Annotated in this window: 13 protein-coding genes; 9 read left to right on the top strand and 4 right to left on the bottom strand. The window is 71.1% G+C overall.

The features are described 5' to 3' along the window. Positions 1-26 precede the first annotated feature (26 nt). Together ACIOEW_RS06325 and ACIOEW_RS06320 are read right to left on the bottom strand one after the other, a co-directional pair. Positions 27-1,199 carry a lactonase family protein gene (locus tag ACIOEW_RS06325; RefSeq protein ID WP_401961824.1) on the bottom strand — a complete coding sequence of 391 codons (1,173 nt, stop codon included), beginning with the start codon at positions 1,197-1,199 and terminating at the stop codon, positions 27-29. Positions 1,200-1,326: 127 nt separating this feature from the next. Beyond that, the gene (locus ACIOEW_RS06320) at positions 1,327-2,166 is read right to left on the bottom strand and encodes a GntR family transcriptional regulator (protein WP_362549119.1); all 840 of its coding nucleotides are present in this window, start codon (positions 2,164-2,166) and stop codon (positions 1,327-1,329) included. A gap of 258 nt (positions 2,167-2,424) precedes the next feature. On the opposite strand from ACIOEW_RS06320, the gene ACIOEW_RS06315 reads away from it, so the two are divergent. From ACIOEW_RS06315 to ACIOEW_RS06280, 8 genes are all read left to right on the top strand, one after another. Then, complete coding sequence (locus tag ACIOEW_RS06315; protein WP_362549121.1) at positions 2,425-3,693, top strand: extracellular solute-binding protein; 1,269 nt, start codon at positions 2,425-2,427, stop codon at positions 3,691-3,693. Positions 3,694-3,753: 60 nt separating this feature from the next. After that, positions 3,754-4,737, top strand: coding sequence for a carbohydrate ABC transporter permease (locus ACIOEW_RS06310; protein ID WP_401961821.1), 984 nt, complete (start codon positions 3,754-3,756; stop codon positions 4,735-4,737). Further along, positions 4,734-5,573, top strand: coding sequence for a carbohydrate ABC transporter permease (locus ACIOEW_RS06305; protein ID WP_401961819.1), 840 nt, complete (start codon positions 4,734-4,736; stop codon positions 5,571-5,573). Before ACIOEW_RS06310 ends, ACIOEW_RS06305 begins: the two co-directional genes overlap by 4 nt. A 32-nt stretch (positions 5,574-5,605) precedes the next feature. Continuing rightward, positions 5,606-7,243 (top strand): beta-N-acetylhexosaminidase, encoded by a 1,638-nt coding sequence (locus ACIOEW_RS06300; protein ID WP_401961817.1) that lies wholly within the window; start codon positions 5,606-5,608, stop codon positions 7,241-7,243. Continuing rightward, the gene (locus ACIOEW_RS06295; RefSeq protein WP_401961816.1) at positions 7,240-8,673 is read left to right on the top strand and encodes a cellulose binding domain-containing protein; all 1,434 of its coding nucleotides are present in this window, start codon (positions 7,240-7,242) and stop codon (positions 8,671-8,673) included. Before ACIOEW_RS06300 ends, ACIOEW_RS06295 begins: the two co-directional genes overlap by 4 nt. A 205-nt stretch (positions 8,674-8,878) precedes the next feature. After that, positions 8,879-9,718 (top strand): TIM barrel protein, encoded by an 840-nt coding sequence (locus tag ACIOEW_RS06290; protein ID WP_401961814.1) that lies wholly within the window; start codon positions 8,879-8,881, stop codon positions 9,716-9,718. 47 nt (positions 9,719-9,765) lie between these two features. Next, a complete protein-coding gene (locus ACIOEW_RS06285) occupies positions 9,766-10,665 on the top strand; it encodes a 2-hydroxy-3-oxopropionate reductase (RefSeq protein ID WP_401961813.1) in 900 nt (299 codons plus the stop codon). A 269-nt stretch (positions 10,666-10,934) separates the two neighbouring features. Continuing rightward, a complete protein-coding gene (locus ACIOEW_RS06280) occupies positions 10,935-12,392 on the top strand; it encodes a catalase (RefSeq protein WP_401961810.1) in 1,458 nt (485 codons plus the stop codon). Between the two features lie 333 nt (positions 12,393-12,725). Here ACIOEW_RS06280 and ACIOEW_RS06275 read toward each other — a convergent pair whose 3' ends face one another. Together ACIOEW_RS06275 and ACIOEW_RS06270 are read right to left on the bottom strand one after the other, a co-directional pair. After that, positions 12,726-14,504, bottom strand: coding sequence for an ABC transporter ATP-binding protein (locus ACIOEW_RS06275; RefSeq protein WP_401961808.1), 1,779 nt, complete (start codon positions 14,502-14,504; stop codon positions 12,726-12,728). Continuing rightward, the gene (locus ACIOEW_RS06270) at positions 14,501-16,447 is read right to left on the bottom strand and encodes an ABC transporter ATP-binding protein (protein ID WP_401961805.1); all 1,947 of its coding nucleotides are present in this window, start codon (positions 16,445-16,447) and stop codon (positions 14,501-14,503) included. The genes ACIOEW_RS06275 and ACIOEW_RS06270 overlap by 4 nt, the downstream gene beginning before the upstream one ends. 606 nt (positions 16,448-17,053) lie before the next feature. On the opposite strand from ACIOEW_RS06270, the gene ACIOEW_RS06265 reads away from it, so the two are divergent. Further along, positions 17,054-18,412 carry a condensation domain-containing protein gene (locus tag ACIOEW_RS06265; RefSeq protein WP_401961803.1) on the top strand — a complete coding sequence of 453 codons (1,359 nt, stop codon included), beginning with the start codon at positions 17,054-17,056 and terminating at the stop codon, positions 18,410-18,412. Positions 18,413-18,456: the final 44 nt, after the last annotated feature.

The raw sequence follows: 18,456 nt of genomic DNA, 5'->3' as shown, positions 1-18,456 counted from the left end.
AACGGACCGGCGCGGCCCCGCACGGCCTACAGCGGCAGCACACAGACCGCGGCCGGCGCCGCGAACGAGGTCCCCGCCGGGGTCAGGGCGCCGGTCTCCCCGTCGACCCGGAAGGAGGTGACCGTGCCGGACCGCTGGTTGGCGGCGAAGAGCAGGGTCCCGTCCGGCGAGAAGGCGGTGTGCCGGGGGAAGTCGCCTCCCACCGGCACCGTGTCCAGCAGGCGCAGCGTGGCCCCGCCGCCCTCGACGGCGTACCGGGTGAGGCTGTTGTGGCCCCGGTTGGCGAGGTAGGCGAAGCGGCCGTCACCCGTGACCAGGAGCTGGGCGGGGTAGCTGGTGCCCCCGCCCGTTCCGGTGGGCTGCGGAGCGCCCGGTGTCAGGACGCCGGTGGCGGGGTCGTATCCGCAGACGACGACCGTGTTGTCGAGCTCGCACGCCAGGTAGGCGTGGCGGCCGTCCGGGTGGAAGGTGAGGTGGCGCGGCCCGGCGCCGGGGCGCAGCGCGGCGTAGGAGAGCTGCTCCAGGGTGCCGCGGTCCTCGTCGAGCCGGTAGGTGTACACCGAGTCGTTGCCCAGGTCGACGGCGAGGACGTGGCCGCCGTCGGGGGCGGTGACGATCTGGTGGGCGTGGGGGCCGTCCTGGCCCGGTCCGGGCGCGGGTGCGGTGTGGGCGACCAGGTCCGTGCGCTCCCCCACCGATCCGTCGGTGGCGAGCGGGTGCACGGCGACACTGCCGGAGGTGTAGTTGGCGCTGAACAGCCACCGCCCGCCGGGGTGGACCGAGAGGTGGCAGGGCCCGGCGCCGCCGGTGTCCCGTGTCCCCAGCACGCGGAAGGTTCCGTTGCCGGCGAGCGCGACGGCGGTGACGCCGCCGTTCTCCTGCTCGTCGACGGCGTAGAGCGTGCGGCCGGTGGGGTGCAGCGCGAGGTACGAGGGGTTCTCGACGCCGGTGACGACAGTGCGGGAGGTGATGCCGCCCGTTGCCGTGTCGTACGAGGCGACGCCGATGCCGGTGCCGCCCGGGCTGGTCGAGGTGTAGGTGCCCAGGAAGAGCGTTCCGGTCCGGCGTGCCCCGGGCTTCGCGGGGTGCGGCGCCGGGCCGGGGCGGGTTTCGCGGCGGGGAAGCGTGGGGGCGGCGGCGAGGGCGCCGCCCGTCAGCAGTGCCCCGAGGACGGCGCGGCGGCTGGTGGGGGGTGTCATGCGAGGCACCTCGTGGGGTTGGTGGCGTCGGATGTGTCAGCCACAGTGGCCTTCCCCGATGGCCCGCACAAGAGACGCACCAGCCATTGCGCAGGGCGCAACGGCAGGGAGGCGGGTGGCATCGGGGTCAGTCGCCGGACTGGATGTCGCCGCGGGTGGACGACGTGATCGGGTCCCGTTGGGCGAAGTCCCCCGGCGGGATCCCCGGGTGGTGTCCGCCCTCCACGGGCTCCACGGCGGCGGCCGGTCCGAGTGCCAGGCGGGAGACGATCCGGTAGCGGTCGCCGCGGTAGAGCGAGTGCACGTACTCCACGGGGCAGCCGGCGGTGTCCGAGGTCAGCCGCTCGAAGAGGAGGGCCGGGGAGAGCTCCGGGACGTCCAGGAGCCGGGCCTCGGCCCGGGTCACCACGGTGGGTTCGATGGCCTGCACCGCTTCGTGGACGTGCACGTCGTGGCGCTCGCGCAGGTGCTCGTACAGGTCGCCGCTCTCCAGCTCCTCGGCGGACAGGCCGGGGACGAGCTCGGCCCTGATGTGCAGGTGCTCGATCGCCATCGGGGCGCCGTCGACCAGCCGCAGCCGGGCGACGTAGACGATCTCCGCCGCGGGTGACATGCGCAGCTTGCGGCCGACCCGGGCGCCGGCCTGGAGGGTGGTGAACTCCAGCAGCCGGCTCGACCATGCTCCGGCGGCCTGCGGGACCGAAAGGGCGAGGTCGGCCGAGATCAGCTCCTGGGTGATCTTCGCGGGGGCGACGAACATGCCGCGGCCGTGCTCGCGCACCAGGAGCCCGGCGGCCACCAGCTCGTCGATCGCCGCGCGCAGGGTGGGCCGGGAGACGCCGAGGGTGGCACAGAGGGCGCGCTCCGACGGGATGGCGTCGCCCGGGCGGCGCGACTCGATCAGCTCCAGCACGGCGTCGCGGGCCCGTTCCCGTTTGAGCACCGTCCCCGATGCGTCGGCTTCCATGCGCTGCCCCTCCTGACACGTCACTCATTGACCAGTTGACCAACCAGTCACTCCAACTGAGCTACTGGTCAGGTGGATTGTAGCCGCTCCGGCGAGAATCATCCCGGCGAGATTTCCCGAGATATCCATAGAACCCTTTCACACCAAGGGGGTTGACGACCTCATTGGTCTATGCCACCTTCATCCACCATCAAGAGGTGAGCTGTCCAGTGGGCTTCACTGGTCAGGTGGTCAGGTCCTGTCTCCCAGAGGTGAACCGTGAAGTACCGCTTGCTTGCCGGTGGGTCCGCGCTCGTGATGGCCGCCGTTCTCAGTGCTTGCAGCTCGTCCACCGACTCGGCCGGCACGTCCGCCGACGGGCGGACGGACATCGACGTGTGGCTGATGCGCGACAGCGTCTCCGCCGAATTCCAGAAGGAGTTCGTGAAGGGCTTCGAGGCCGCACACCCCACGATCAAGGTCCGGGTGCAGATCCAGGAGTGGGACGGCATCGGCGAGAAGATCACCGCCGCGCTGGCCAGCAACGACGCACCCGACGTGATCGAGAGCGGCAACACCCAGGTCGCGCAGTTCGCGCAGAGCGGCGGCCTGCTCGACCTGAGCGACAAGGTCGACGAGCTGAACGGCAAGGACTGGCTCAAGGGGCTCGCCGAGCCGGGGGCGTACGAGGGCAAGCAGTACGGCATCCCGTACTACGCGGCCAACCGCGTCGTCATCTACCGCACCGACCTGTTCGAGAAGGCGGGCGTCGACGCGTCCGCGATCAAGACGCGAGAGCAGTGGATCGAGGCCACCGGCAAGCTCAACAAGGGCGGCACACAGGGCATTTATCTGCCCGGGCAGATGTGGTACGCGCTGGCAGGCTTCGTCTGGGACGAGGGGGGTGACCTCGCCACCGAGTCCGGCGGGAAGTGGAAGGGCGCTCTGGACACCCCGGAGGCACTGCGCGGACTGGAGTTCTACGGAAAGCTCCAGGCGCTCGGCAAGGGGCCGAAGGACTCCGACGAGGACTCCCCTCCCCAGGCCGACGTGATGGCCCAGGGGAAGGTGGCACAGGTGATCTCCACCCCGGGCGGCGCCAACGTCGTCATGGAGAAGAACCCGGAGCTGAAGGGGAAGCTCGGCTTCTTCGCGATCCCGGGCAAGAGCGCGGACACCCCGGGCGCCGTCTTCACCGGCGGCTCCGACCTGGTCATCCCCACCGCGTCCGGCAAGCAGGAGGCGGCACTGACCTTCATCAAGGAGCTCACCGGTGACGCCTGGCAGAAGAAGCTGGCCGTGGCCATGAGCTACGTACCGAACCGGACGTCGCTCGCCTCGGCGGTGGCGGGCGATCCGGGGGCGGCCGCGATGGCGGTCGGCGCGGCGAACGGGCACGCGACGCCCAACACGCCCGGCTGGGCGGCCGTCGAGGCGGAGAACCCGATCAAGGACTACATGGCGGCCGTCCTGACCGGCGGCGACCCGGCGAAGGAGGCCGCCAAGGCCTCCGCCGACATCACCCGGGCCATGAACACCACGTCCTGATCCCCTTCCCCGCCCGATCCTTCGAAGCCCGTTCGCCCGACCATCGAAAGGAGGCGTGCCGTGTCGGTCATCCGGGAACGGACCGCACCCCCCAGCCGCCTGCGCCGCCCGGCGACCGGCACGGCAGGACCGCCGCGCCGGCGGCGGTCCGGGGAGCCGCGCGGCCTCTGGCCGTACGTCCTGATCGCACCCGCCGTCGGCGGCATGCTCTGTCTGCTGCTCTACCCGCTGCTGCGAGCCGTGCTCATCTCGCTGCAGGACTTCCGGCTGCGCCAGCTGATCATGGGCGACGCGGAGTTCGTCGGACTGCGGAACTACCGGACGCTGCTGTCCGACCCGCGGTTCTGGGAGGTGGTGCGGCGCACCTTCCTGTTCATGGCGGTCAACGTGGTCCTGATCATGGTGATCGCGACCCTGGTCGCGCTGATGACCGAGCGGCTCGGCCGGTTCGGCCGCACGGTGGTGCTCAGTTCACTGGTGCTGGCGTGGGCCATGCCCGTGGTCGCGGCCACCACGGTCTTCCAGTGGCTGTTCCACTCCGAGTTCGGCATCGTCAACCGGCTGCTGACCGGGGCCGGGTTCTCCTCCTTCGACCGCTACCCGTGGTTCGCGCACGGCACCGCCGCCTTCTCGATCCTGGTCCTGCTGATCGTCTGGCAGTCGGTGCCGTTCGCGGCGATCACCGTCTACTCGGCGCTCACCACGGTCCCCGCGGAGCTGTACGAGTCCGCGCGGCTGGACGGGGCGTCCGGCTCCCGGATCTTCCGCTCGGTCACCTTCCCGATGCTCCGGCCCATCTTCCTGCTGGTCTTCTCACTCGAAGTCATCTGGACGTTCAAGGCGTTCGTCCAGATCTGGGTGATGACCCGCGGGGGGCCGGGCGACGCCACGACGATCCTGCCCGTGTACGCGGTGCAGCAGGCACTCGCCGGACAGCGCTACGACCTGGGCTCGGCCGCCTCGATGCTCACCGTGGTCCTGATGTCCGGGGTGCTCGTCCTCTACTTCCGCCAGATGTTCCGTCAGGAGGACGAGTACCGATGACCCTGCTGCGCCCGAGAATCCGGCGGATCCCGCTGAACGCCGCCGCCGTACTGACCGTCCTGGTCTGTCTGTTCCCCGTCTACTGGATGGTCTCGACCGCGCTCAAGCCGTCGCGGGACATCCAGACCGCCGATCCGAAGCTCTTCCCGCACACCTGGACGCTCGAACACTTCCGCACGGCCGTGCAGGCCGACGGGTTCGAACTGTTCTGGCGCAACAGCATCCTGGTGACGCTCAGCTCGATCCTGCTGGCGCTGCTGGTCGCCATCGGCTCGGCGTACGCCGTGGCCCGGATGCGGTGGAAGGGCCGCCGGCAGTTCATGCTCATGGTCTTCATCGCCCAGATGGCGCCCTGGGAGTCGCTGATCATCCCGATCTACATCATCTCCCGCGACACGGACATGCTGGACCGGCTGCCTACGCTCACCCTCGTCTACTTCATGGTCACGCTGCCGTTCTCGATCGTGGTGCTGCGCGGCTTCATCGCCACCATTCCGCCGGAACTGGAGGAGGCCGCGCAGGTCGACGGGTGCACCCGGACCGGTGCCTTCCGGCGGGTGGCGCTGCCGCTGCTCGCGCCGGGGCTGATGGCGACCTCGCTGTTCGGCTTCATCACCGCGTGGAACGAGTTCGCGTACGCCAACTTCCTGATCATCAAGCACCAGGACAGCCGCACACTGCCGGTCTGGCTGTCGTCGTTCCAGAACACCTTCGGCACCGACTGGGGCGCCACCATGGCCGCCTCGACCCTCTTCGCCCTGCCCGCGCTGGTCGTGTTCCTGCTGCTCCAGCGCCATGTCACCTCCGGCTTCGCGGCCGGGGCCGTCAAGGGCTGACGCCCGAGATCCGAACCCCGGAGGCCACCCCCGTGCCCGCATCACTCCCCGAACAGTCCCTCGTACCCCGCCCCCGCAAGGTCTCGGCCCGCCCCGGCCGGTTCACCCTCGACCAGGACACCTCGGTGCGGGCCTACCCCGGAGCGGAGGGCGCCGCCGACCTGCTGCGCACCCTGCTCGCCCCCGCGACGGGCCTGCCCCTGGCCCCCTCCGCCACCGGCCGCATCGTGCTGGCCCTCGACCCGCAGCTGGGCGGCCTCGGCGAGGAGGGGTACGGACTCACCATCGGCCCGGACGCCCTGCTGCTGCGGGCCGCGCGGCTCCCGGGCCTGCTCTGCGGCGTCCAGACGATCCGTCAGCTGCTGCCCGCCGAGGCCCTGTCGGGCACGGCGCAGCGGGACGCGCCGTGGATGCTGCCCTGTGTCGAGATCAGCGACGTGCCCGCACACCCGTGGCGCGGGTCGATGCTCGACGTGGCCCGGCACTTCCAGCCGGTGTCCTATCTGCGCCGGTACGTGGACCTGATGGCGCTGCACAAGCTCAACACGCTCCATCTCCACCTCACCGACGACCAGGGCTGGCGGATGCCCGTCGCCGCCTACCCGCGGCTGACCGGGATCGGCGGTCACCGCAGGCAGTCGATGTCCGGGCCGCCGGGGCGAGGCGACGAGTCCTACGACGGGATTCCGCACTCGGGGGCGTACACCCGGCAGGAACTGCGCGACCTGGTCCGTTACGCGGCGGCGCGCGGGGTGCGCGTGGTGCCCGAGATCGAGATGCCCGGCCATGTGCGCGCCGCCCTCGCCGCCTACCCCGAGCTGGGCAACGATCCGTCGCGGCGGCTGGACGTGTGGACCCGCTGGGGCGTCTGCGACACGGTGTTCGGCGTCCACGAGGAGGTCTTCGACTTCTGCCGGACGGTACTCGAGGAGGTCATGGACGTCTTCCCGTCCCCGTACATCCACATCGGCGGAGAGGAGTGCCCGACCACCGAGTGGGAGTCGAGCCCGGCGGCGCGGGCGCGGGCCGCCGCCGAGGGGCTGACCGACGCCCGGGCGCTGCACGGCTGGTTCATGGGCCGCATCGGGTCCTTCCTGGCCGAACGGGGCAGGCGCCCGGTGGGCTGGGCCGAGACGGGCACCGAACTCCCCCTCGAATTCACGGTGATGACGTGGCGCGACCCGGCCCACGCCCTGGCGGCAGCCCGCCGCGGCCATCAGGTGGTCACCGCGCACCACCGGGCCACGTACCTCGACTACGCCCAGTCCACGGACCCCGGCGAACCGGCCGCCCAGCCGGGCCCGCCCGTCGTTCTGCGGGCCGTCCACGGCAACCGGCCGGTGCCGGACGGCTGGGACGCGGCGGACGCGGCCCGGGTGCTGGGCACCCAGGCCCAGTTGTGGACCGAGTACGCGAGCACGCCGGAGCAGATCGAGTATCTGACCTATCCGCGGCTGTGCGCCCTCGCGGACCGCGCCTGGTCGGGCGGCCGCAGCGACTGGCCCGGATTCCTGTCCCGCCTCGGCAGGCACACGGCGCGGCTCGACGCGCTCGGCGTCCGCCACCGCCCCCTGAACCCCCGGTCGCTCCAGACCGCTTCCCCAGGAACAGCGCCACCTCGGCAGGAACCACTCCCCCACGACCGTTCCGGAGAGGAACAGGTGTCATGAAGTCAGTCAAGAAGAGCCGGATCCGTGCGGCGGCGGCAGCCGCCGCCACGCTGGCACTGGGCTGTACGGCGCTGGCCGCCGTCCCGTCGTCGGCGAGCGCCGCCGACGGATCGCTCGCCGTGCAGTACCGCACCAGCGCGTCCGGAGTCACCGCCGACCAGAGCGAACCCTGGCTGAAGGTACGCAACACCGGCAGCGGAGCCGTGCAGCTCAGCGCCGTCAAGGTCCGCTACTACTTCAAGGGCGAGGCGGCGGGCGACGCCTACCGGTTCGCCTGCTCCTGGGCGGTGAAGGGCTGCGCGAACATCACCGGGACGTTCGGCACGCTCACCTCCCCCACCGCCACCGCCGACCGCTATCTGGAGATCGGATTCACCGCGGGTGCCGGTTCACTCGCGCCGGGCGCCGATACGGGGGACATGCAGCTGCGCTTCTACCGGTCGAGCTGGCAGCCCCTGGTGCAGAGCGACGACTACTCGTTCGACGCGGGCCGGACGGCGTACGGCGACTGGTCGAAGGTGACCGCGCAGCTCGGCGGGTCCACGGTCTGGGGCGAGGCCCCGGAGGGCAACGACCCGACCGATCCGACCGACCCGCCGGACCCGACCGATCCGCCGGAGGGTGCGCCCACGCTGTTCGACGACTTCAACTACAGCGGCCACACGGACCCGCAGATCGCCGCGCACGGCTGGAACGTCCGCTCCAACTCCGGCGGACCGGGCGTGCCCGGCGCCACCTGGGCGCCGGAGAACGTCACGTTCGCCACCGAGAGCGGAAACTCGGTGATGAACCTGGAGACGTCGACTGCGGGCAGCGGTGAGTCGACGAAGCAGACCGAGATCCTGACCCGGTCGATGAAGTTCCGCAACGGCACCTACGCGGCCCGGGTGAAGTTCAGCGACGCTCCCGTGTCCGGCCCGGACGGCGACCATCTCGTCCAGACGTTCTTCACCATCAACGACCTCAAGGCGCCGATGGCGGACGACTACGCGGAGTACGACTTCGAGTACCTGCCGAACGGCGGCTGGGGCGAGAGCGGCAACATCCTCTACACGACCTCGTGGGAGACCTACCGCCCGGACCCGTGGGAGGCGGTCAACCAGCACAGTGAGGCCCGGCAGAGCTACGCGGGCTGGCACGACCTGGTCGTGACGATCGACGACAGCGCGATCACGTACTACATCGACGGCCAGGTGTTCGGCACACACGGTGCGGCATATCTGCCGGAGCGGGGGATGTCGATCAACTTCAACCAGTGGCTGATCGATCTGGCCGGGCAGACGAGCACGACGCCCCGCTCGTACGACCAGCAGGTGGACTACGTCCTGCACGTGAAGGACCAGGTCCTCACCCCTGCGCAGGTCGGTGCCCGGGTGAGCGCGTACCGCACGGCGGGGACGGCGTTCCAGGACACGGTGCCGGCCGGGTAACGCGGCACGGGAAGCAGGAGCGGGGCGGACGGCCGTCGGGGCGTCCGCCCCGCTTCCGCATGTCCGGACCAGGCCGTGCCCGGTCACGACCGTCCGTGACCGGCCCGAATTCCGGGCGCCCCCTTGACAGCCCGCCCACCTCCCAGGCAATCTTCCGTTGAGCAGAAACTAACTTCCGCAATACGGAAGGAGCGCCGAAACCCTCATGGGCTACCCGGACCAGCGCTTCGATGTCAACCTTTCGATCCTCTTCACGGAACTCCCGCTCCTGGAGCGACCCGCGGCAGCCGCCGCGGCGGGCTTCACGGCGGTCGAGCTGTGGTGGCCATGGATCGAGACCCCCGCCCCTCCGCAGGCCGAACTCGACGCGCTGAAGAAGGCGCTCGACGACGCGGGCACCCAGCTGGTGGGGCTGAACTTCTACGCCGGACAGCTCCCCGGCCCCGACCGCGGCGCGCTCTCCGTGCCCGGTACGGAGTCGGAGCGTTTCCGGGCCAATATCGAGGTGGCGGCCGGCTTCGCCGCCTCGGTCGGATGCAAGGCGCTCAACGCGCTCTACGGCAACCGGGTCGACGGCGTCGACCCCGCCGTGCAGGACGAAATCGCCCTGGAGAACCTGGTCATCGCCGCCCGCGCGGCCGACCGGATCGGGGCCGTCCTGCTGATCGAGACCCTGAACCAGCCGGAGTCACCTCGCTACCCGCTGGTCAGCGCACCGGCCGGGATCGAGGTCGTCGACCGGATCAACGCGGCGACCGGCCTCGGCAACGCGAAGTTCCTCCTGGACCTCTACCACCTGTCGATGAACGGCGAGGACCTCAGCCAGGTCATCACCGCGTACGCCGACAGGACAGGCCACGTCCAGATCGCCGACAACCCGGGGCGCGGCGCGCCCGGCACCGGCTCACTCCCGCTGGAGCAGCTCCTCGACGAGCTGGCGAAGGCCGGTTACGAAGGCTGGGTCGGCCTGGAGTACAAGCCGGGCGGCCGGACGGGCGCCGAGTCCTTCGAGTGGCTCCCGGCCACCGCGCGGGCCGCCCGCTGAGGACGGCGGACTCCCCCTCGTACACACGCTTATCGGAAGGCACCCTCATGAGCAACAACCTCCCCAAGGTTGCGTGGATCGGGCTCGGCATCATGGGTTCGCCCATGTCCGAGAACCTGATCAAGGCCGGTTACGACGTCACCGGTTACACCCTGGAGCAGGACAAGGTCGACCGGCTGGTCGCGGCCGGCGGCACCGGCGCGTCCTCGATCGCCGAGGCGGTCGGGGACGCGGACGTGGTCATCACGATGGTGCCCGCCTCCCCGCAGGTCGAGGCGATCGCGTACGGCCCCGAGGGCATCCTGGAGAACGCCAGGCGCGGCGCGCTGCTGATCGACATGTCCTCGATCACCCCGCAGACCTCGGTGGACCTGGCGAAGAACGCCGCCGAGAAGGGCATCCGGGTCCTGGACGCCCCTGTCTCGGGCGGCGAGGCCGGTGCCATCGAGGCCGTGCTGTCCATCATGGTGGGCGGCGGGCAGGCCGACTTCGACGCCGCGAAGCCGGTGCTCGACGCGCTGGGCAAGACCATCGTGCTCTGCGGTCCGCACGGCTCCGGCCAGACGGTGAAGGCGGCCAACCAGCTGATCGTCGCGGTCAACATCCAGGCCTGCGCCGAGGCTGTCGTCTTCCTGGAGAAGTCCGGGGTCGACCTCGCCGCCGCGCTGGACGTCCTCAACGGCGGACTGGCCGGCTCGACCGTACTGACCCGCAAGAAGGACAACTTCCTGAACCGGGACTTCGCTCCGGGCTTCCGGATCGACCTGCACCACAAGGACATGGGCATCGTCACGGACGCCGCCCGCAACGTCGGCGCCGCACTGCCGGTCGGCGGTGTGGTCGCCCAGCTCGTCGCCTCACTGCGCGCGCAGGGCGACGGCGGCCTGGACCACTCGGCGCTGCTGCGCTCGGTCGAACGCCTCTCCGGTCAGCCCGTCCGGGCCTGATCCGCAGCGGCCGGGCCCCTCGCAGGGCCCGGCCGGCACCACCCCGCCGGGTGCGTATCCCCCGGCCCACAGACTTCCGGGCGGCGTCGGCGCTGACACCTGTCCTGTCGCGCCCAGGCGCCGGCGCCGTCCGGAACACCTCTCCACGCACCACCTTCACCGTGGTTTTCAACAAACTGTTGACGTCGGGTTCGGAGCGTACTTACGCTCCTGGAGCCCCCAGGGCGTCGCAGTTCAGCAGCTCCCGTACGGAAGGTCGCCCCGACACCATGACGCAGCGCGTGCTTACGACCGAGTCCGGCGCCCCGGTCGCCGACAACCAGAACTCCGCCACCGCCGGCGCCGGCGGCCCGATCCTCCTCCAGGACGGTCATCTCCTGGAGAAGCTCGCCCGTTTCAACCGGGAGCGCATCCCGGAGCGCGTGGTGCACGCCCGGGGCTCCGGCGCGTACGGATACTTCGAGGTGACCGACGACATCACCGGTTTCACCCGCGCGGACTTCCTCTCCGAGGTGGGCCGCCGCACCGAGACGTTCATCCGTTTCTCGACGGTCGCCGACTCGCTCGGCGGCGCGGACGCGGTACGCGACCCGCGCGGCTTCGCGCTCAAGTTCTATACGGACGAGGGCAATTACGACCTGGTCGGCAACAACACCCCGGTGTTCTTCATCAAGGACCCGATCAAGTTCCCCGACTTCATCCACTCACAGAAGCGCGACCCGTTCACGGGCCGTCAGGAGCCGGACAACGTCTGGGACTTCTGGGCGCACGCCCCCGAGGCCACGCACCAGATCACCTGGCTCATGGGCGACCGCGGCATCCCCGCCTCGTACCGCCACATGAACGGCTACGGCTCGCACACCTACCAGTGGACGAACGCCGCGGGCGAGGCCTTCTTCGTCAAGTACCACTTCAAGACGAACCAGGGTGTGCGCTCGCTCTCCGCGGACCAGGCCGCGGAGCTCGTCGGCAAGGACGCCAGCTCCCACCAGACGGACCTGCTCCAGGCCATCGAGCGCGGGGTGAACCCGTCCTGGACGCTGTACGTGCAGGTCATGCCGGCCGCCGAGGCCGCCGACTACCGCTTCAACCCGTTCGACCTCACCAAGGTGTGGCCGCACAGCGACTACCCGCTCCAGCGGGTGGGCCGGCTGGTCCTGGACCGCAACCCGGACAACGTCTTCGCCGAGGTGGAGCAGGCCGCCTTCTCCCCGAACAACTTCGTGCCCGGCATCGGTCCGTCCCCGGACAAGATGCTCCAGGGCCGGCTGTTCGCCTACGCGGACGCGCACCGCTACAGGCTGGGCGTCAACCACACCCACCTGCCGGTGAACGCGCCGCGCACGACCGTCGTCGACAACTACGGCCGCGACGGGCTGCACGCCACGCGCAACGGGGCCCGGCACGACAAGAACTACGAGCCCAACTCGTATGCGGGCCCGGCCCAGACGGACGCGGCGTTCTCTGCCCCGATCGCCGTCCAGGGCTGGACCGGCACGCACGAGGCGCCCGCCCACACGAAGGACGACGACTTCCTCCAGGCGGGTGAGCTGTACCGGCTGATGTCGGACGACGAGAAGGGCCGGCTGATCGCCAACATCGCGGGAGGCCTCTCCCAGGTCACCCGGGACGACGTGATCGAGAAGAACCTCGCCCACTTCCACGCAGCGGACGCCGAGTACGGCAAGCGCGTGGAGGAGGCCGTCCGCGCGCTGCGCGAGGACTGAGCCCCTCTCCCCCAAGCCCTGCTCGCGTCGTCGCGCCCACCCGGATGAGGGGTTGTGCGGGGCGCGGGCAGGACGGGGGTGTCTGGCGGATACCCGCGGACGCCGCGGGTATCCGCCAGACACCCCCGGGGCCGCGGCGGCGGTGCGATGCCAGTGCGGTGGTGTGGGTGGCGGTGCCGGCTCCTGACCTGAACGAGCCGGTCCCTGGCGCCCCCTTCGCGCCTCGCCGCGGCCCCTGTTCCTCCCTTTTTCCCGAACCGGGCGTGGAGTACGGATTACGGTCCCGTACTCCACGCCCTTTCGCGTGCGCGCCCAGGGCCGGACCCGTACTCCTCAGCTGTAGACCCGGACCTGGAGGTCGTACAGCTCCGCGTAGAGGCCGCCGCCCGCGGCCAGTTCCGCATGGGTGCCCAGCTCCGAGACGCGGCCCTTCTCCAGCACCACGATCAGGTCCGCCATCCGGACGGTCGAGAAGCGGTGCGAGATGAGCAGCGTGATCGCCCCGGTCTCGGCGCTCGCCCCCGCGCACAGGTCCGCGAACCTTTCGAACAGCGCGTGCTCGGCCATGGCGTCGAGGGCCGAGGCGGGCTCGTCGAGCGCCACCATCAGGGGACGGCGACGCATCAGGGCGCGGGCCAGGCCGAGCTTCTGCCACTGGCCGCCGGAGAGTTCGGCGCCGTCGCCGTAACCACGACCGAGCAGCCCGTCGAGGCCGCCGGGGACCCGCTCCTCGACCTGTTCCGCCTCGGCGGCGCGGAGGGCGGTGTGCAGCGCCGGATCGTCGTCGAGACGGCCGAGATCTCCGATGCCGATGTTGTCGCGGAGCCGCAGTTCGAGCCGGGCGAAGTCCTGGAAGAGCGTTCCGGTCCGGGACTGCCACTGGCGGGCGTCGCATCCGGCGAGGTCGGCCCCGTCCACCAGGATGCGGCCGGAGGTGGGGCGGTAGAGGCCGCACAGGAGTTTCACCAGGGTGCTCTTGCCGGCTCCGTTCTCGCCGACGACCGCCAGCGCGGTGCCCGCCGGGATGTCCAGGGTCACCTCGTCGAGGACCTTCCGGTCGCTCCCGGGATAGCTGAAGCTGACGTTCTCCAGCCTGATGCCCCGGGTGAGCACGGCGGGTACGTCGGTGAGCGCGTCGTCGCCGTGCGCGGCGGGGCCGCGCAGTTCGGCCAGCCGCTCCATGGCGCGCCCGGCACCCTGGAGCGCGGTCAGGAGCCCGAGAGCGGTCGAGACCTGGAGGCTGATCTGCGAGGCGAGGGTGATGACAAGGATGACATCGCCGAGGCCCGCCCCGCCGGATACGGCCCGGCCGACCACCAGGTAGATCGCTCCGCCGTAGCCGGCGGCGAAGACGAGCTGGCCCGCGGCGCGCAGCGCGGCCGCGGTCAACTGGGCACCGCCGATCGCCCGGCTCGCCCGGTTCCAGTCGGCACGGTGGCGGCGCAGGAGGACGTCCTCGGCTGCGGCGAGCCGGATCTCCTTGACGGACGACTGAGTGGTGGCCACCTCCAGCAGGTGGCGGCCCAGCCGGTTCTCCGGTGCGGTGAGCTCCTTCGCGCGGTCGATCAGGAGCTGGGCCCGGTTGCCCGCGACGACGGGGACCGCGCCGGCCAGCGGCAGGAGCAGCAGCCACGGGTCGAGCAGACCGAGCAGCACCGACGTCAGGGCCATCTGGAGCACAAGACCGCCGAGTTGGAGCACCGCCTCCAGGCAGGCCCGGGTGCGGGGCAGCTCCTCCCTGATCAGGGCGAGTGTGTCCGCGTACCCGGGACTGTCGAACTGTTCCAGGCCGCTGCTGCCGTGGGCGAGCGCGATCACCTCGTTCTGCAGGCTCAGTTCCTCCAGCTCTCCCAGCTCGAAGTACGAGAGATGCGCGAAGTGGTTCATCATCAGTTCGAGAACCAGCAGCAGCGCGGTGCACAGGGCCAGCCAGGTGGCCACGGACGCGTCGTGCGCCACCGCGGCCGTGGTCAGCGACTTCAGGCACAGCGCGATCAGAGGTGTGGACAGGAAGCCCACGACCATCAGGGCGACGGCCCGGGTCAGGCGCCGGGCGTCGCACCGTACGGCGATCCGCAGCAACTGGTGGACCGCGAGAAAAAGGGTCTTCACCTGGCACCTTCCGGGGTCGAAACGGGCTGAGCGGCACGCGGGAGTGTTCCGGCCGTGGCGCGTACCGCGGCGTCCTCGGCCTGTTCCTCGGCGAAGCGTTCCGCCTGGATCCGGAACAGCTCCGCGTAGCGTCCGTCGAGCGCCATCAGCTCCTCATGGGTCCCGGACTCGGCCACCGCCCCTTCGGCCAGCACCACGATCCGGTCGGCGCGGCGCACACTGGAGAAGCGGTGCGCGACGATCACGCTCGTGATCCCCTCGGTCATCTCGAGGAAGCGGTCGAAGAAGGCCGCCTCCGCGCGGACGTCCAGCTGCGCGGTCGGCTCGTCGAGGATCATCAGCGAGGCACCGGCGTCCACGGCCAGCAGCGCGCGGGACAACGCGACGCGCTGCCACTGACCGCCGGAGAGATCGCTTCCGTTCTCGTACTGGCCGCAGAGCACGGTGTCCAGGCCGTTCGGCAGGCGCTCGATCACCTCGCGGGCACCCGCCCGGCCGGCTGCCGCGAGGAGGGCCTCCCGGTCGTCCATCCGGTCCGGGCGGCCCAGTCCGATGTTCTCGGCGGCGGTGAGCTGGTAGCGGGTGAAGTCCTGGAAGATCACTGCGATGCGCCGGTGCCAGTCTGCCGCCGGGAACCCGGACAAGGGAGTGCCGCCGGCGGTGATACGGCCCACGGACGGCTCGTGGAGCCTGGCGAGGAGCTTGACCAGGGTGGTCTTGCCCGCTCCGTTCAGCCCGACAACGGCGGTGGACCTGCCGTGCTCCAGCACCAGGTCGAGGCCGCTCAGCACGTCCGGCCCGTCGTCCTGGTAGCGGAAGGTGACGTCCTCGAAGCGGATCGCTCCCTCGGGGACGGTGGCGAGGGCGCCGTTCTGCCGCTCGGGGCCGGCGGGTCCGCCCGCCGCCATCGACTCCAGCCGGGTCAGCGCGTGGTACGCGGCGAGTCCGTCCCGGGTCTGCACGTCGCTCTCCGGGAAGTACACGCCGAACCGCATGGGGATCAGTACGGCCTGAAGGGCCACGGAGAGCTGGAGCAGGGACAGGGAGCCGTTCGCGCCCTCCCGGGCCAGGACGTACAGCGAGCCGCCGCCGCCCACCAGGCCGACGGCCGCGAATCCCACGAAGGGCCAGAAGAGGAGCCGCCGCCGTCCTTCCCACAGGGGGTCCAGATAGCCCCGGGCCTGAGCGGTGTGGCGCTCGCGCAGCCAGGGGAGCAGCCCGAGCATCCGGGCCTCCTTCGCCAGCGCCGGCCCGCCGGCGGTGCGGCGCAGGTAGTTGAGCTTCCTCCGCTCCCCCGCGAGCCCGATCCGCAGGGCGCCGAAGCGGTCCAGTGAGCCGCGCTGGCCGAACCTGATCACCAGGGCCGTGACGGCGACCAGGATTCCCGGCCCCGGACCGAGTACCAGGGCGACCATCACCGAGGCACCGGCCAGCTGGGCGTAGCGGGCGATCAGCGCCAGAGCCCCGGCGGCGGCGTCGCCCGGTGTGGGGGACACCCGCTCGAACCCACCCCGGGCGTCGGACAGGATGTCCAGGACATCCTGGCGCTCCAGTTCGGCGACCGGCAGGCCGATCAGCGCGCACCGCATGAGGCGGGCGATGCACGCGCCGTCCACCTGCCGGGTGACCAGTTCGCCCAGCGCCGATTGGAAGGGTGCCAGCAGCTGCTGGACCACGAACGCGCAGACCGCGAGCAGGGGCGCCAGCCCCAGCACCGCCCATCCCGAACCGCCGGAAGGCGAAAGGGCGTCGGGGACGCGGGAGATGAGCCGGCTCGTCCAGGCGATGAAGACGACCGGCAGCAGTCCGACGGTGATGTGCAGGGCGATGGTCGCCGTCCGCAGTGCGGGGTGCGTGTGGCGCAGGAGCCTGCCGACGGAGCGCCAGCGGGCGGCGCGTCGCACGAACCATCCGGGCTCCGTGACGTGGTGTGCGGGTCGCACTCGAAATCCTCTTCGGGTAGTGCGATGGAGGTCCCGCACCATTGCGGGCCGTGGGAGGCGCGCGAGCGGCGGCATGGGGGCCCGGTGCGGGTTGTCCGCCGGCCACGCGCTTCGCCTCGCTCCGATCAGCGCCACCCGCAGTTTGGACTAGACCTTTCAAGCCGTCAAGGAATCCCGGGCACACGGGGCAGCGGTTGTTCACTCGATGGTCATCAATTGTTCAACTCCCCTATTTGGTCTAGACGTTTCGCGAACCAGGTTGCTAACGTCCCGACTCCGAGCAGGGCCGTGCAGTGACGCCCGGCCCCCGCTCGTCTTCCAGCTGACGCCTGCGGGGGTGGCGTGCGGCGGCCCCGTGCCCACAACTTGGCCGACGGCCGCAGCCGCCTTCCCGAGCGAACTCTCGTGTGACCTCGCGCCCTAATCGGGCTGCGGACATCCGTTGAGCGCCGGCCGGCCCCCTTCTCATTCATCCAGCCGCGGGAACCGGTCCCGGGGCGCCCGGCGCATGCCGTCGGACACCGCCATGCGCCGGCCCCGAGCCCTTTGCCGCCCCGCGCCTCACGCCCGCGGCACGGCCCTGCGCGGCGACGAAAGGAACCAACCATGGACGACAGCCGAACCGGCTCGTCGCGCTTCCACGGACGCCGGGCCGACCGCGCCCCGATGACCTGGGGCCAGCAGGCGATCTGGAAGTCCATCCGCTGGCTGGGCGAGGGATCCCACTACTTCAACATCCGCCGGACCCTGCCCGTGCCGCCCGGTCGCACCGAGGCCCAGGTCGCTGCCGCCCTCGGGCAACTGCTGTGCCGGCACGAGGCTCTGCGCACCCACTTCCGGCAGGCCGCCACCGGCCCCGAGCAGGAGGTCACGGACGAGGGGGTGTTCGCGTACACCGTGTACGACACCTCACCGGGAACGGGCGCCGAGACGGCCGGCCGCCTGGCCCAGGAACTCGCGGGCACCGCGTTCGACCACGACAGCGAACTCCCCCTGCGCTGCGCCCTGGTGCTGGAGGCGGGGGTCCCCGGCCAGCTGGCCCTCGCCTTCTCCCACCTCGGCGTCGACTTCTGGGCCGTACGCGAACTCCTCGCCGACCTGGCCGCGTTGCTCGACGGCCGGGCGGGGCCCTCCTCCGACTGGCAGCCCCTCGACCAGGCCGCGTTCGAGACCGAGGGCGCGGGCGCCGCCCGTGGCGCCGCCTCCCTGGCCTACTGGCGCACCACTCTGGGCCGGGTGCCCCCCGCAATGTTCACCCGGCCCGCCGACGACCCCGCGCCGGAGCGGTTCGTGCGCCTGCGCATGGACTCACCCGCCGTCGCCGTGGCTGCCACCGCACTGGCCGACCGCTGCCGGGTGAGCACCCAGACGGTGCTGCTCGCCGCGACCGCCGCCGTACTCGGCTCGTACAGCGGACACGACACGGCGGTCCTCCAGCTCATCGCCGTCAACCGCCACGACGAGCGCAGCCGGCGGCTGATCGCGGCGATGGCCGAGAACGCCCTGTTCGCCGTCGACAGCGGCACGGGCTCGTTCGAGGAACTCGTCCGGCGCACCTTCCTCGTGGGCATGAACGCCTACCGACACGCGCAGTACGACCCGCTGGCCATGGACGAAGTACTGGAGGGGGCGCGGGTGGCGAGCGGCGGCGAGCTGGACCTCTCCTGTTTCTTCAACGACAAGCGGATGCACGACCGTTGGCCCGGTCTGCCGGCCACCGACGGATCGGCCGAACAGCTGAGGGCGCTCACCGGGAAGACCGAGGTGTCCTGCGTCGGCGTGTGGGAGCGCCAGGACGCCACCTTCTTCGTGCACACCGCGTACGAGCCGGACACCTGCCTGCTCCACCTCATGGCCGACACCCGTCTGATCCCCAGGCCGGAGATCGAACGGCTCCTGCGGTCCTTCGAGACGCTCCTGGTCGAGAGCGTGGCGGGGACCGTCGCGCTGGAGACACTCCGCTGATCACCGGTGACCGGCTTTCCCCTCCGCACCCCTCCGCTAAGGAA

The sequence above is a fragment of the Streptomyces sp. NPDC087901 genome, assembly GCF_044742205.1.
In the GTDB taxonomy this organism is placed as follows: domain Bacteria; phylum Actinomycetota; class Actinomycetes; order Streptomycetales; family Streptomycetaceae; genus Streptomyces.
The sequence above is the reverse complement of the archived record's forward strand: the minus strand, read 5'-3'. Positions and strand labels throughout refer to the sequence as shown.

Coding starts and splice junctions, on each gene's coding strand:
- ACIOEW_RS06325 (WP_401961824.1), bottom strand. CDS start 1,199: ATGACACCCCCCACCAGCCGCCGCGCCGTCCTCGGGGCACTGCTGACG.
- ACIOEW_RS06320 (WP_362549119.1), bottom strand. CDS start 2,166: ATGGAAGCCGACGCATCGGGGACGGTGCTCAAACGGGAACGGGCCCGC.
- ACIOEW_RS06305 (WP_401961819.1), top strand. CDS start 4,734: ATGACCCTGCTGCGCCCGAGAATCCGGCGGATCCCGCTGAACGCCGCC.
- ACIOEW_RS06295 (WP_401961816.1), top strand. CDS start 7,240: ATGAAGTCAGTCAAGAAGAGCCGGATCCGTGCGGCGGCGGCAGCCGCC.
- ACIOEW_RS06290 (WP_401961814.1), top strand. CDS start 8,879: ATGGGCTACCCGGACCAGCGCTTCGATGTCAACCTTTCGATCCTCTTC.
- ACIOEW_RS06285 (WP_401961813.1), top strand. CDS start 9,766: ATGAGCAACAACCTCCCCAAGGTTGCGTGGATCGGGCTCGGCATCATG.
- ACIOEW_RS06280 (WP_401961810.1), top strand. CDS start 10,935: ATGACGCAGCGCGTGCTTACGACCGAGTCCGGCGCCCCGGTCGCCGAC.
- ACIOEW_RS06265 (WP_401961803.1), top strand. CDS start 17,054: ATGGACGACAGCCGAACCGGCTCGTCGCGCTTCCACGGACGCCGGGCC.